Genomic DNA, 13993 nt, shown 5'->3' on the forward strand with positions numbered 1-13993 from the left:
CGTCGTCGGCGCCCGACACAGCCAGTGTTCCGCACTGGAGCCCTACTCACATCCGCTTCTGTCGCTCGTTGACCGCCGCAAGGCCCCCGCGTGAGGTCGAGCCGGCAGCAGCTCGGTCTCGTAGCCGACGGCGACGGCCTGCGCGGCGGTCCGGGCTCGAAGTACTCCCCGGAGCCTGGCGACGAGGAGGCCGACAGTCTGGGAGCGCACCCGGAGCGCGGTAGCGATCTCGGTGTACGAGTACCCTCGCGCCAGCAGGTGAAGGACCGCGGCCTCGTGCTCCGTCAGCTTAGGAACCCATCGGTTCAGGACGGGCCGATCGATGTGGCGGTGTTCGACCTCACACCCGATGCCCACGGCCTGCAGCTGGGTGGAGATCTCCTCGGCCAGTGCAACGGATCGGTGCCGGCCGCCGACACACAGGACATGAACATCGACGCGGTGCAGCTGTCCGCGGGGCGGAGCTGGGAGCCGGAGGAGAGCCAGTGCGCGTTGCACGCTGCGGTCGACGAGCTGTTCTGCTCCGTGCGTGGACATGACGTAGTGGCGTACCTCAGGGTCCAGGCCGGTGGAGTGGAGCATGCGCTCACGGACGGCAGGGTCGTCAGGCGGGTTGCGGAGCGGGCGGGCGTCTACGCGAAGGGCGTTGCCACTCGGAGCGTCGTGATGACCTTCTCCGTACGAGGTGATCACCGACTGAATGAACCCGGAGGGACGGGCGTGGCCGCGTAAGGCGTGCTGAGTCATGAGCTCAGTGTTCCGACGCTTCACGGGCCGGGGATGGAGTTGTCCTTGTTGCCTGTTGCCACTCTCGTCTACGGCTCTGCCCGGTCGGCCACGGAAGGGGCTGGCGACCGAAAAGGGCTGTCGCTTATTGGCCGGTTAGGCGTAGTCTGCGAGCAGAGGCCGAGACCATTTGCGCAACCCCCCGCGCTGGTGCTCGGCCTCTCGTGCTGTCGATATCGTGAGGCTGCGCCGGATTCGGGTGGACGTGCCAAGTTGCTCGTATCTTCCTCGGCGCCGTGAAGCCCGATGTTCCCGTTATACGAAGCCATCCAGGTCGGACCCGCCCCGGCGCCGTGCCTCAGCCGCACCTTGGATTCGCGGTCGCTGGGAGTCTGGCCACCTCAAGCGTGACGATCGACTGCATGTCCACAACCCCCGATCAACAGACACCTACCCCAGCCCCGCAAGAGCGCCGGCCCGTCGTCCGGCCGACACGGTTCTCCGTGAACCTGCTTCCCGAGGACGTCCCCGACCGCGAGGCTTTCACCATCACCGTCGAGTACAACGGATCCGGACGCTATCGAGTCATTCGCAACGAACTGTGCTCCCTCGGATCCGACGGGAAGTGGTCCTGGGGGTACCAGTGGCCTGGAGGCGACCGAGAGCCGGTTACCGACGCCGAATGGGACGACTACCACGCAGGACGTGGCGCCTGGGTTGCCAGCCATCAGTTCGATCTTGAGACTGCGCTGCACCTGGCCGAGCAGGCTGCTCCACACGTTCGGGTCATGCGCACCACCGCCGCCCAGGCGCTCGCCGACTACCTCGCGGAAATGGAGCGCACCGGCCGCTCAGACTGAAGTGAACACGCGCCCGTGTCCCTTTCTCCACGCAGAATTCGCAGACCGTCGCTTCCCCTGGGCTCCAGGGCGATGCTCGTCGGGCAACGACGACGTAACACCGTGAACGAAGAGAGCCTCCGATCATGCCGAAGAAGATTCAGATCACTGGCGACGCGCGACGTAAGCTCGCCGCCGACTTCAAGAAGAAGTACGACGCTGGCGCCTCGGTCCGGGCTATCTCGGACGAGCAGGGGAAGTCGTACGGATTCGTCCATACTCTGCTCGGCGAAGCCGAGACGACCATGCGCGGCCGAGGTGGAGCTCTCCGGAAGAAGAACGCCTAGCGGGCCGAAAAGGAAGCCCGCCTGAATCCAGTCCGCAGGAAGCGGGGCCCCCACCATCTGGTGGGGGCCCCGCTTCGATGACCCGCTACTTGCCCTTGGCGGCTTCCTTCAGCTTGGAACCGGCCGAGACCTTCACGCTGTAGCCGGCCGGGATGTTGATCGGGTCGCCGGTCTGCGGGTTACGGGCGGTGCGAGCGGCACGGTGAGTGCGCTCGAAGGCGAGGAATCCGGGGACGGTGACCTTCTCGTCGCCCTTGGAGACGATGTCGCCGACGACATCGGCGAAGGCGGCCAGAACGGCGTCAGCGTCCTTACGGGTCACCTCGGCCCGGTCTGCGAGCGCTGCCACCAGCTCACTGCGGTTCATGCGGTTACTCCAAAGTCTCTGAGCGTCCCCAGTCGGCAGGTGCTTCGGCCGGGGTGTCGCCATCCTCGCATCCGGCACTGACAACGGAACGTAGTCGACGTGCCGAGCCGAACCGGCCGCCCAGCTGAGAACCGCGAGACGAAGACCAAGACGCCGACAGGCAGGGTAACCGTGGTCGCCACAAGGGCGGTTTCTCGGTGAAGGTGGATCTGCCCTCACGTCATGGCTCGCGGATAGCTGTCCGTCGACGAGGACATCAGGTGCGCTCAGGCGGGTTCCGCCGGAACTCCGCTGCATGCAGGCAGTGCGCCCAGTGTGCGAGCCCTTCCTCGATACGCGCGAGCGCCGAGTAAGGGGTGTGCTGGAGTACCTGGGTGGCTTGGTTCAGCTCACCAGCGGCGATGGCCTCGGCAGCCTTCTGCCAAGAGGTCTGAAACTGTTGCTGCGTTGCTCTGTCGAAGTGGTCCTCGGGTAGCCCGGCCGTCAGGTCCTCCGGCAGTTTCAGCAGCGCTCGGGACAAGAGCGCGTCCATGGCGCGCTCGCTCTCACTGAGGGACTCGGCCGTGCCGGTTATCTCCGCAACCTCCTCGACGGGTATGGAGATGCCGTCGGCGATGGCCTGGTCCATGTCGTCGAACACGTCGGCGATGTCGGGGAGGTCTTTGGCGAGGTAGCGGATGCGGCCCAGAGCGCGGGCCATGGCCGGCAGCAGGATCTCTGCACGCTCGTGCTCGGGAGGGGAAGGCACACGGGCTCCGTCAGGTCGGATCGGCGTTTCGGGAAGTAGGGAGCACCATATGCAGACCGAGCGGCTGGTGGTTCTGGGGGCGGAGTCGCATCGGCCGCCGAGCGCTGTTTCGCGCCACGGCGACACACGGTCGGCGCTCAGACGCTGGTGGCAAGGAAGTCGTGGGCGCCGCGGAGGGTGGTGCGGAGCTTGCGTTGGGTGCTGCGGCTGTCGAGGCGGACATCGAGTGCCCCGGGAAGCGCTGTGTCCGCCCGCAGGCCCTGGGCCAGTCGGGAGGGGTCTAGCCGGTCGCGGCGGGCGATGAGCACGCCGAGCTCATGGCGGCTAACGGCATGGGCGCCCGCAAGGTGGTGTACGCCGTGCGCGCCGGTGGCGGCGAGTTCCAGCAGGGCGGCAGCGAGATCGGTGACGTGCACGGGGCAGCGGATGTCGTCGGTGAACAGCGCTCCATCTCGGCGGCCGGCTGCGAGGTCGTGGACGATGCGCACATGTGCGGATTCGGTGCCGCCGATGATGAGTGAGGTGCGAGCGATGACGGCAGCCGGGTACAGGAGGCGTACGCCTGTCTCCGCCGCAGCCTTTGCGGCGCCGTACGGGGTCAGCGGGTCAGGATCACAGGCTTCGTCATAATGAACGCGGCCCAGGCCGGAGAACACCGCGTCGCTGGAAACGTGGACCAGGCGGCTGTCGTGCTGGGCCGCAGCCATGGCCAAGCGGATGGGGCCCTCAGCTGTGACTGTCCAGTCAGCGTCACTGCTGGTGGCGTTGATCACGACGCTGGGCCTCGCCTCCGCCATCACAGCTTCGAGGCGGTCAGGGTTCCGAAGATCCAGCTCGTACCACGTTGCAGCCGGGGCGCTGCCGGGCCTGGACGCGAAGGTCGCGGCAGTCGTGTGCCCTGCTGTTGTCGATTGGCGGACAAGCTCAGCCCCGAGGAATCCACTGCCGCCGACGATCAGAACAGTCATGGCGCGACCGTAGAGGATCCATCGCCGCCCCGACCCGGAATCGTGTAGAGCCGTCAGGCTCCGTCTCTCCCCCGGGGTGTGCAGGCTTTCTGCCGCGGTGAGGAGCCCGCTGCAGATCGATGCCGGACTGCCTCAACCGTGGCACGTCTCGGAGGGGTGTTCGCCAAGAGGCGCCTACGCGGTTCGGGGCGGGGCCGTAGCCAGAGCTCGCATCGAAATAATGTTCCCTTTCTGGATACATGCGGTTACGTTCGGTTCCACGCAAGATCGTGAGGGGGGTTTCCATGCACGCCGATACTGCTCTTCCCGGCCGACCGCCGGGCATCCGAGAGGACGCTGACGGCCTGACGTCGCGCCAGCGCGCCGTCCTGACCTGCATCCTGAACTCCGTCCGAGAGCGCGGATACCCGCCCTCGATGCGTGAGATCGGGCAAGCGGTGAAGCTCTCCAGCACCAGCTCGGTCGCTCACCAGCTCCAGGCACTCGAGCGCAAGAGCTTCCTGCGCCGTGACCCTCAGCGCCCCCGGGCGTATGCCCTCGCCCCCCACGCCCAGGACCTGGTCGACGCCCACCAGCTGCCTACCCCCTTTGAGCAGGACGTGGCCGTGCGGGCCGCCAAGGCAGCGCGAGCGGCCGCCGTGGCGCATGTCCCGCTCGTAGGACGCATCGCCGCCGGACCGCCGATCCTGGCCGAACAGGATGTCCAAGACGTGCTCCCAATGCCTCGCGCGGTAGTTGGTCACGGTGACCTGTTTGCGCTCCTGGTCGCCGGCCAGAGCATGATCGATGCTGGCATCCGTGATGGCGATGTGGTGACCGTGCGCCGTCAGAGCAACGCCGAGCCCGGCGATATCGTGGCCGCTCTCCTGAGCGACGGTGAGGCGACCGTGAAGAAGCTCCGTATCGCGGACGACGGCGCCTGGTTGATGCCGTGCAACCTGGCCTACCAACCGATCAAGCTGGGAGAAGACGGGGTGATCCTGGGCAAGGTCGTTGCCGTCATGCGATCCCTGTGACCCCCTACTGTCCGACTGGGGCACGAGCTGCCGGACCTACCGCTCCTCTTCCTCAACGGCCCGGCGCGCAGTCAGTCGCCCAAGGCGATCAGACGGGCGGCGCAACACGCCTACCCCTCCGGCAGTTCGCCATCCTGCAGAGGCAGCAAGGCCCCCCGGCCCTGCATTGCCCCCGTGCGGCTGGCGCCGCCTGACGCGGCTCCCAGAGGCTGCTACGCTCGGCGCGCCCCAGAGTCTCGTGGGGCGGGCCGTGCGCAGGCCCGCGTTGTCGGCCCGGCTGACGCGCTACGGAAAGGTGCTCTGCACCAGCGCATTCAGACCTTCTGAATGCCCACGGAGCTGCCATGCCTGCTGATCACGCCCGTAAGAGCCTTGTACGCCGCCGCGGAGAGGACACCGGCGAGTCGTACACCGATGCCGCCAAGGCCGTGCGACGCGAGCGCAGTGCGTACTACCGCGCCGTCTGGGACCCGTGGACCGCTCCCCGCTGCGAAGTGACTGACCCGATCCCAGGGCATGACCCGTGGCTGTCCGGTCCGTGTCCGGAGGGCTGCCCGACGCGGGAGAACCCGGTCTACCGCGCCTACCTGGAGACCCTCCCTCCAAGGGAGCGTCTGCCGCGCCCGGCGCCCGGGCGGGACCCGTACATGTGCCCTGGCGCTGCCTCATGCACCGACGACGGCTGCAGCTGCAACTACGTTCATCTGGCGGTTTGCCAGGACTGCGACGCCGTCTACAGCCCCGGGCTTGAATCCCCGTGTCCGAACTGCGGCCGGCGGCCGGAGTAGCAAGCATCGCCAGCGGGTCTCCTCCACTGGTCAAGCAACGGACGAGCCGGCGCTCTTCGTCGAGGACTCCTGCCGAACGCTCCAAGCGCTCTCGGCGACGGCGCGTCGGTCGTGCTCCGTACGGGCTGCGGTGAGCAGGCCCCGCCACGACGTGACGGTCGGACGCCTGCGCAAGAGAGCGCGGCGCTCACGTTCGGTCATTCCACCCCAAACACCATGCTCTTCCCTGTGATCGAGGGCGTATGCGAGGCATTCGGTCCGCACCGGGCAGCCAGTGCAAATAGCTTTTGCTCTGCTCTGAGCCGAGCCTTGAACGAAAAGCTCTTCCGGGTCTCCCGTCCGGCATGATCCTCGTGCACGCCAGGCTTCCTGGCCCCCCTTGCTCACCGACCCCGCCCTCTCACCTCGTCATCCGCTCCCCCGCCAAACTCAGCAGGCAAGTGCCGCGACGCTACGCCAACCGTTTCTGCGACGAAATAGCGGCCGCGTACAGTGACCCGATCGAGTGAACAGCTGGCCAAATACCTACGACCTGAGGCTGGAACTCCGCAGCTCAGGAGTCCCTGGGCCCGGGCCGCGCCAACTGACGTAGAGATCTTTCGCAGGACCGAAGGGAAGAGCACGATGCCGCAGGCACAAGATCGCAAGACCGCCAGCAGTCTTGCGTGCGGGGCTGCGGTATGCGCCTTCCTGACGCTCGTCACCGGCACACTCTTCCTGGCTGTCACAGCCAGTGGCCTGCTGGTCGGAGCGCTTCTGGCGCATCGCGGAACCCTTGAGCCTCGCCCGTACTGGTACTGGCCTGCTTGGCTGACCGGCGCGACAGTGGCTGCTCTCCTCGCCACAGCCGCCGACGAGGCGGCCCGCCTTCTGCTCCTGCCTCTGGCCGCTGCCGAAGCCATCATCGGCCTCGTTCTCCTCGCTCTGTGGAGCCACCGTCGGCACGGCCGCGGCGACTGGATCGTCTGGCTGCCCGAGACTGGCGTGACCCTGCGCCGCGAGTGGAGCCGCCGGGCGGCGATCCACTGGGCGCAGACCGAGTGGCCCGGCCCGCCCTGTGCGATCAGCCCTGCCGAGTCGTTCCCCGAGGCGGCAGCCGCCACTCCTCTCTATCCGTACCGCGACCGGCCAGGGATCACGGGTGTGCGGTCACCCGAGCTCGGCTGGACACGACCCATCGGTTGAGAGGAGCTTGGGACGCGCGGGCACCTGGTGGGTTCCGACTGCCGTTCGTAACCCGGGAGACGAGCGCGTCCCAAGCCGCGGTCCGGCCCTTCCCTGACCTGTCCTGAACGAGCGATGCCGCACGGCTGTACGACTGCTTCGTTACGGCCTCTCACCACGGAGCCCCCGGCGCCGGCGGCCGCACGCAGCGGCGATGTAACCCTTCATCAAGATTCGCGGCGCCTCGCTGAGTGAGCCGTGCACGACGACGCTCCGCTGTGCACACCGTCTCGCTCAAGGGAAGCAGGACCTCCGGCATGGCCCGCTACATCAGACCCGAACCACCCTTCACGCTCGACCGCGTAGAGATGACCCAGCACCCAGCGCGCACCGTTCGCGTCCACCGGATTGCGGCCGCGTTGCAGATCCTGGGCATGAGCGCCCTGATCGGAGCGACGGCCGCGACCGGCACCACCCTCATCCACACGCTCTTGAGCAAGGCACGGACCTGGCACGAGATGGTCAGCTGGTGGCATCCGGCGCTGGTGTTCCTCGTCCTGGTTCCCGTCGGTCTGTACGTCTGGCGCTGGGACCGCATCAAGGCCGGTTGGCTCTTTCGCGGCTACCACCTGGGCGATGAGGAGCTGTACATACGCGCCGGTCTTCTCCATCGGCGGTTCACGGTCCTGGCCTACGCCCGGATACAGGAGGTCAACGTCGTATCCGGCCCCATCCAGCGCCGCTACGACCTGGCCACCGTGACCATCAGCAGCGCGGCTGGGCGTAACGCCATCGCCGACGTCGACCCGCAGACGGCGTACGAGCTGCGCGACCGGCTGACCGACCTCGCCCGGAAGCGGAGGCTGCCGGTATGACGCTGTCTCCCTTGCAGGGCCGCCTTCATCCGGCCACCCCGCTGCGGCGCAGTTGGGCCGTGCTTGCCGCGCTTGCAGGTCTGGCGTACCAGCAGCACAACCTCTTCAGCGTCGGGACTTCAGGCGCGAGGAACAAGATCGACGTGCCTCTTTGGGTCGCCTGTACAGCCGTGACGGTGGTTGTCGCGGTCGTCCTGAGCCTGTTCATTACGTCGTGGAGGTTGAGCCACTACAGCCTGGATGGTGACGAACTCAAGTACCGCAGTGGCCTGCTCTTCAAGGTCCGACGTCACTGCGAGCTTCACCACGTCCAGAGCGTCGACATCGGCCAGCCCTTCTTCGGCAGGCTCCTTGGGGTCTGCACCCTCCGAGTCGTGATGTCGGGCACGACGATGACCCTCTCCTACCTCACCCTCAATCAGGCGAGAGCGCTCAAGGCCCGCATCCTCGCCGAAGACACCGCCGACGAGCGGCTTCACCAGGTCAAGACTACGGACCTCGTCGTGGCTCTCCTCCTTGATCTCGGAACGAACCTCAAGTCGCTCCTCCTCATCGGAATCGGCGTAGGCCCGTACGTTCTCTCCGGCCAGCTGTTCACCCTCTCGACGCTGGTCGCCTTTGTGCCCAAGGTTTGGAAGCTGACGGGACGGCGACTTTTCACCTACAGCCGGTGGTCGGTCACCCGCATCGCCGAGGGCAGCTACCGCACCGACCATGGCCTGTTCGACACCCAGCAGTACACCTACCGAGCCTCCCGCGTCGCATCCATCGAAATTCATCAGCCCGTTCTGTGGCGACGGTTCAACTGGGTCGAGGTGCGGGTGGCCGTGGCCGGAGCGGGAAAACCCGGCGTGCTGCTGCCTGTGTGCCCGCGCACCGTCGCCGAGAAGTTGGTGCTCCATCTCCTTGGGGCGGACGCCGTGGCCCATCTCCACGCTCCCATTCCGGCGCCTGGGAAGGCCCGCAGGGCGACGCTCTTCCACAGGGCGCTCGGCTACCGCCTCGGCAATGGGTACTTCGCCACTTGGCGCGGCTTCTTCTTCCGTAACAGCATCACGATCTGCCCCGCTGCCCGAATCCAGACGGTCGGCGTTCGACAGGGGCCCTGGCAGCGCAGGCTCGGCCTCGCCAACGTGCACGCGCACATGGCAGGAGGGAATCGCGTGTCAGCAGTCCACCGCACATCTACCGAGTCAACCGATCTTGCGCAGCGCCTGCACCAGGCGTCCACGCTTCATTGACCTCGGCCCCACGTCAATCGCGTGGTTCCGTACCCCGGGCCAGCCCGATTTTGAGCCTGTAGACGACTGTCGTGAGGAAGGCGGGAAGGCGCGTACGCGCCTTCCCGCCTTCCGGCAGAGGCCACCATAAGGATGTAACGCTCGTCTGCCTCAGGAGAACCGCGTCCGTGATCCGTGCTCACCATCGACTCAAGGGCGGGGCCGCCCAGCTCGGCGCTGCTGGCCCTGGCCTGTCCGGCCCATTCGGCATCTGGCCCGCCGACGACCACCAGGACGACGAGGACCATGAGGACGAGCTCACCGTCGACCGCACGAAGGAGACGCGCACCTGATGACCAGCGAGGACCGCGTCGCCAGCGGCGAGCACGTCAGCGGCCCGGCGGCCGAGGAGTACCGACGCGTCTTGCGCGGACGGCGCCGGGACGGCTTCAACTGCTCCTGACCCCCTCATCTGGAGCCCAGGTGCGGACGTCCACTCGGTACGTTCCGGCCCGCCGGTTGCCCTGCCGGCCTACTGGTGGGTCCGCTGTCGGTGGAACTCCCTCGCGTCTGTATCCAGCGATCTATCGTTTGCTGCAGAGAGTTCAATGGGGGCGACGTGGTGCGGGACACGAGACTGGTGCAGACCGCGGTCATCGGTGATGAACACTCCGATGTCCCGATCATCCTGCCGACCGAGGCGATCGAGCTCGACGTCTTCCGGCACGCCCACCAGCAAGACACGTTCTGGTGCGGGCTGCTCCTGGGCGGCTGCGGGGGCCAGCTCGCCACCAAGCTCTACGTGGATCGCCAGTGTCACTTCCAGCACAATCCGCTGCCGAACGGCGCCCCGAACAACTGCCGTCGACCGTCCGTCGGCGAGTCCAGCGCGGATCACCTGTACGTGAAGTCGGCGATGTCGCGCTCGCTGCTCGAGTTCGGCCGAGCCGCCCAATTCGCCTTTCCGCCGCCGATCGGCTCCCTCGTCGACGTCGACCTGGAGGACGGCGTTCCCCTGCGCATCCACATGGACGCCGCCGTGGAGCCGGACTGGGAGCGTCAGGGCGCCGTGATCCTCGGCCCCGGCGTGGTGCCGGCTCCGGACGTGCTCGCAGGCTGCCCCTACGTCTACCGCGTCAGGTGCGACAGCGACGGCGCGAGTCGCCGCGTGTGGGTCGGAACCCAGAGCCTAGCCCGCCCCACCGAGTGGGTCCCGTTCAGCGAGTGCACGTGGACGGACGAGGGCCTGCTCACCCCTGCCGCCTCCCGCATCCTGCGCGACCGTGCCGCCGCCGGAAGCCGGTCAGCCGTACCGGGGCCGTCTGCCGGCCGAGGAGCTCTGCCGGAGAGTGTGGTCACGTTCGTCCGCGGCCTGGAGGCGGCGCAGCGGACGGGGACGGTGGACCACGTGCGCCGGCTCTGCAACGGCAGCAGCGCCTTCCTGGACGGCCTGTCCTCCACGGCGCGGGCCGAGGCTGAGAGGGCCTTGGCGGAGGCCAAAGCATGGCTGGCCACCCACGAGGAGTACCAGCGCCGCATCTTCAAGGAACTGGAGGGCTCGGTCCGCGAACGGCGGGCGTGGGATGTCCGCGCGGGGATTCAGCAGGCCGCGTCCCTGACCCGGCGGGGTGCCAGCGCCGAGGAGCACCGCATCCTGGCCGCGGCCCGCGCCTATCTGCGCGAGCACGACTACGCCGATCAGTCCCCAGCCAAGGCGGCCTTGCGCAGGCCGTTGCACCACCGGCCGGCCCCCGCCGCGAAGAGACCGGCGCCGGCCAAGAGCAAGAAGCCGAACCGGGCGAAGGAGTCGGCAGCACGAGCGCGTGCCCTGCTGGAGCGGCTCGACCGTGAGAGCGACCTCCTGGCCGACGATGAGCTGGCGCAGCTGGTGGAGGAGTTGACGAGGGCCGCGAACATCGCAGGCCCCAACCTCAGGGACCCCGAACGCAAGCGGGTCGCCAGCTGGGGTCGCAAGGCGCGACAGCGACACCCGGCGCGCACCCCGGCCACTGAGCCCCGTGCCCGCACGAAGCCCACGGCGGCCGGGAAGCCGGAGAGCCCCGCGCGGGTGAAGCTCGACGCGCTGGCCGCCGCGGTCAAGACCATCCTGCAGAAGGCGGCAGCAACCGGCGCGACGCTCACCTGGGCGCAGATTCGCGCCCAGCTCCCGCCGGGTCTGCCCGCCCTCGAGCGGAACCAGCAAACCAGCGTGCTCATCGAGGTGGACCGGAGCCGCGCGGGGACCGCGCCGTTGCTGTCCGCTCTGGTCACCGGGGCCGATCACGACATGCATCCGGCCTACCCCCGGATCGCGGCCGCAGCCGGCCGGCCGCGGCCGCGGGGAGACCTTGAAGCGGTGGCGCAGTGGGCCGTGGAGGTCTCCCGGTTCCAACGGGCGAAGTAGGAGCATCAGCGGCGCCCGCCGCGCCGTCCCCGTGCGGCGGGCGGTTCGCCGGCTTGCGGGAGCCGGCCGGGCGCGGTGCCGGTTCAGGCGCGATGCTCAGTTCGGTGCGGGCGCGGTGGAGGGAGTCGTAGATGGCTGGCTCCCGGCGCCGCTGTCCCGAGAGACGCCGGGCGGGCTTGACGTGCGAGGGTGGCCGGGCCGAGCGCGCTTGCGCCACGATGCTCCGATGAACGAGGAACCGCTGGAGGAGTGGGCACGGCGGCGCGAGGAGCGCCGGGCCGCCTCGAAAGGCCGACTGCGGGCGGTGCCACTCACCGAGGACCGGCATCGAGCGGCGCACGTCGAGCCGGACGCTCCTCGGGTCATTCAGGAGTGGAACGGCACCGAGTGGGAGACGATCGGCGTCGTCGAGAACCTGGACGCCGCGAAGGCGCTGCTGTATCCGCCGCAGCCGGTGAAGGAGGAGCCGACCGAGTGGGATCGCCCCGCGCTCGGCCCGGGGAAAGGGCGGCATCGCCGTACGGCCCCGAAAGAGGAAGGCCGCTGAGAGCTTGAGACGGAGCGGCGCCGGCCGGAAAATCAACGCCCATGGGCGTGCGGGGTCTCCCTGCGGTGCGGTGCGGGGCGGTGGGGCTGTACTCACCCTCCTCGCCCAGCGACCTCCGCAGCGGGATCGGCGCCGAGTCGGTTGTCCCGCCCCGACTCAATCAGGCGTAGGTACATTGGGTTCCTGGGAGGGCGGGCCGTAGGTCAGCAGGTCGTAGAGGCACACGCACTTGTGGAACGCGGTCGCGTGCGAGGTGCCTTGACCGCATTCGTCCATGCGCTCGACCAGGACGTCCCGCAGCTCCGCGGGTGGGTACTGGCCCGGATCCAGCAGCGGGCAGCAGTTGATCAGTTCCACGAGGCCGTGCGCTTCCAGCTCACGAGGCGTTCGCGGCAGTGGGGACAGCCGCTTGAACCGCCGGGCGTAGTAGGGGCTGGGACCGAGCACGCCGATGCCCCGGGTGACGGCGGCGGCGACGCGGTCGTCCAAGCCGCTGGTGTCGACGGTGCTGCCGCCGGTCAGGCGTCCAGCCTGGCGCAGGTACTTCCACACTGGCACGTACGGGGTCGTACGCAGCAGTTGCGGCAGCGTGGAGGCCAGCACGGAGGAGGCGTCCAGGGGCTTGGTCGCAGTGCCCAGCACGTCGTGAACCAGGTCGGTGCGGGTCAGGCTGCGGTATCCGAGGCCGGCGACGTCGCTGTCGTTGAACCGGCCGACGCCGAAGACCACCCGCAGGCCGGCCGCGTCCGCGCTGTCGATGTCGGCGACCGCGAGAGCGGACGGCTCGCTGGGCGGGTTCCTGACCAGTTGGTAGACGTGATCGGACAGCCGCCGTAGGAGAGCGGCGGGGAACGGCCGCTCCAGGCCGGCCAGGACCTCGAAGACGGTCCTGAAGTCGGCGGCCCGGATCAGGGTGATCGGCACCAGAGTCTGGTCGAAGACGAGCGTCGAGGGTCCCATGTGCGGTTCGGTGGCGGCTGGGTCCCATTCGACGACGATCAGCCGGTTGGCGAGATGGCCGATGTTGCTGCTGGTCAGGCATGCGGTGATCGCGGACAGGATGCTGTGGACGTTGCGGTCGGACAGGCTGTAGCCGAGAAAGATCACCGGATGCTCGACGAAGATCGTCAGCAGTTTGGCGGCCAGGTAGGCGTTGCGTTCCTCGAACCGCCGGTAGTCCTCGGCCGTCAGCACCAGGCTCTCGGGCTGGTCGGTGTTGCCGTGGATGTAGTAGGTCTCGGCGATGCCCTGCGCGTCGCTGAACAGCAGCTGGTCCTGCCCGACGTACGGACGGAAGTCGGCGAAGATCTGCGAGAGCAGGGTGTCGTAGTTGGTGGTGATGACCCCGTCTACGGTGGCCTGCCCCAGCAGCTGCACCTCCTCGGCCAGGCCACCGTCGGCCAGATGCGGGGAGGCGGCCAGGTCCGAGCGGAAGGCCAGGTCGTGCGCGATGGCGATCTTCAACGCGGACTGCGGGCCCGTCGGCACCGCGCCGCCCGCCCGCTGGTCGGCGTAGGCATCCGACCACCACAGCTCGTGGAAGTCGCGCGCCATCAGACTCGCCACTGCCGGGAGATCCGCCCCGGCGGTGGCCCGGTAGTAGTCGTACGGCCGGGGCAGGTCCGAGCAGAACTGCTCCAGCAGCTCCTCCCACCCCGGCAGCGCAAGGTAGCGCCGCGACATGCCGCTGCCGACGAACAGGAACGGCGCCGCAGTCAGGTCCTGAAGCCGGCGGGCCAGCGCGGCCCGCATCTGCGCCTCCACACGACCATAGTCACGCGCGCGCCCCACGCCCGCCTCCCGGCGGCGAGCCCCTTCGGGTGGGGAACTTCCAACGCAGGGTGGCGAGGCGCGGTTGCGCCGCGGCCGCGATACGGAGGCTGTCTTCTTCGGAGCTCATGGACGCGGGCGGGATTCGCCGGAGCTGTGTCGGCCCCGAACGGTTCGGGCTCAATAAGGCCGACGCCCCGGCCTCTCCGAAGGA

Annotated in this window: 15 protein-coding genes; 9 read left to right on the plus strand and 6 right to left on the minus strand. The window is 68.4% G+C overall.

The features are described 5' to 3' along the window. Positions 1–42 precede the first annotated feature (42 nt). A complete protein-coding gene (locus tag ABT170_RS14470) occupies positions 43–747 on the minus strand; it encodes a RapZ C-terminal domain-containing protein (RefSeq protein WP_351867237.1) in 705 nt (234 codons plus the stop codon). Between the two features lie 482 nt (positions 748–1229). Between ABT170_RS14470 and ABT170_RS14475 the strand changes: the two genes are divergently transcribed. Together ABT170_RS14475 and ABT170_RS14480 are read left to right on the plus strand one after the other, a co-directional pair. Then, a complete protein-coding gene (locus tag ABT170_RS14475; protein WP_351867239.1) occupies positions 1230–1586 on the plus strand; it encodes a hypothetical protein in 357 nt (118 codons plus the stop codon). 125 nt (positions 1587–1711) lie between these two features. Continuing rightward, the gene (locus ABT170_RS14480; protein ID WP_351867241.1) at positions 1712–1912 is read left to right on the plus strand and encodes a helix-turn-helix domain-containing protein; all 201 of its coding nucleotides are present in this window, start codon (positions 1712–1714) and stop codon (positions 1910–1912) included. 85 nt (positions 1913–1997) lie between these two features. Here ABT170_RS14480 and ABT170_RS14485 read toward each other — a convergent pair whose 3' ends face one another. The 3 genes from ABT170_RS14485 to ABT170_RS14495 form a co-directional block, all read right to left on the minus strand. Further along, positions 1998–2279 (minus strand): HU family DNA-binding protein, encoded by a 282-nt coding sequence (locus ABT170_RS14485; protein ID WP_351867243.1) that lies wholly within the window; start codon positions 2277–2279, stop codon positions 1998–2000. 256 nt (positions 2280–2535) lie between these two features. Next, positions 2536–3027, minus strand: a complete 492-nt coding sequence (locus ABT170_RS14490; protein WP_351867246.1) for a hypothetical protein — start codon at positions 3025–3027, stop codon at positions 2536–2538. A gap of 137 nt (positions 3028–3164) precedes the next feature. Further along, entirely contained in the window at positions 3165–3995 is an 831-nt protein-coding gene (locus ABT170_RS14495; protein WP_351867249.1) for an SDR family oxidoreductase, read from the minus strand. 284 nt (positions 3996–4279) lie between these two features. Between ABT170_RS14495 and lexA the strand changes: the two genes are divergently transcribed. Then, positions 4280–5011 (plus strand): transcriptional repressor LexA, encoded by a 732-nt coding sequence (lexA, locus tag ABT170_RS14500; protein ID WP_351867252.1) that lies wholly within the window; start codon positions 4280–4282, stop codon positions 5009–5011. An 818-nt stretch (positions 5012–5829) separates the two neighbouring features. Here the strand turns inward: lexA and ABT170_RS14505 are convergent. After that, on the minus strand, positions 5830–6186 hold the full coding sequence (locus ABT170_RS14505) for a WhiB family transcriptional regulator (protein WP_351867255.1): 357 nt from the start codon (positions 6184–6186) through the stop codon (positions 5830–5832). A gap of 237 nt (positions 6187–6423) precedes the next feature. On the opposite strand from ABT170_RS14505, the gene ABT170_RS14510 reads away from it, so the two are divergent. The 6 genes from ABT170_RS14510 (at position 6424) to ABT170_RS14535 (ending at position 12009) form a co-directional block, all read left to right on the plus strand. Beyond that, positions 6424–6984 carry a hypothetical protein gene (locus ABT170_RS14510; protein ID WP_351867258.1) on the plus strand — a complete coding sequence of 187 codons (561 nt, stop codon included), beginning with the start codon at positions 6424–6426 and terminating at the stop codon, positions 6982–6984. Between the two features lie 296 nt (positions 6985–7280). Beyond that, the gene (locus ABT170_RS14515; RefSeq protein WP_332758406.1) at positions 7281–7838 is read left to right on the plus strand and encodes a PH domain-containing protein; all 558 of its coding nucleotides are present in this window, start codon (positions 7281–7283) and stop codon (positions 7836–7838) included. Next, positions 7835–9079: a PH domain-containing protein gene (locus ABT170_RS14520; RefSeq protein ID WP_351867262.1), complete on the plus strand. Its 1245-nt coding sequence runs from the start codon at positions 7835–7837 to the stop codon at positions 9077–9079. The genes ABT170_RS14515 and ABT170_RS14520 overlap by 4 nt, the downstream gene beginning before the upstream one ends. Positions 9080–9246: 167 nt before the next feature. After that, the gene (locus ABT170_RS14525; RefSeq protein ID WP_351867265.1) at positions 9247–9411 is read left to right on the plus strand and encodes a hypothetical protein; all 165 of its coding nucleotides are present in this window, start codon (positions 9247–9249) and stop codon (positions 9409–9411) included. Positions 9412–9680: 269 nt separating this feature from the next. Then, positions 9681–11462, plus strand: coding sequence for a hypothetical protein (locus ABT170_RS14530; protein ID WP_351867268.1), 1782 nt, complete (start codon positions 9681–9683; stop codon positions 11460–11462). A gap of 226 nt (positions 11463–11688) precedes the next feature. Continuing rightward, positions 11689–12009 carry a DUF6087 family protein gene (locus ABT170_RS14535; RefSeq protein WP_351867271.1) on the plus strand — a complete coding sequence of 107 codons (321 nt, stop codon included), beginning with the start codon at positions 11689–11691 and terminating at the stop codon, positions 12007–12009. Between the two features lie 156 nt (positions 12010–12165). Here the strand turns inward: ABT170_RS14535 and ABT170_RS14540 are convergent, their stop codons facing one another. Further along, a complete protein-coding gene (locus tag ABT170_RS14540) occupies positions 12166–13773 on the minus strand; it encodes an SIR2 family protein (protein WP_351867274.1) in 1608 nt (535 codons plus the stop codon). Positions 13774–13993: the final 220 nt, after the last annotated feature.

Origin of the sequence: Streptomyces sp. NPDC001787 (assembly GCF_040297465.1) — a bacterium.
GTDB lineage: Bacteria > Actinomycetota > Actinomycetes > Streptomycetales > Streptomycetaceae > Streptomyces.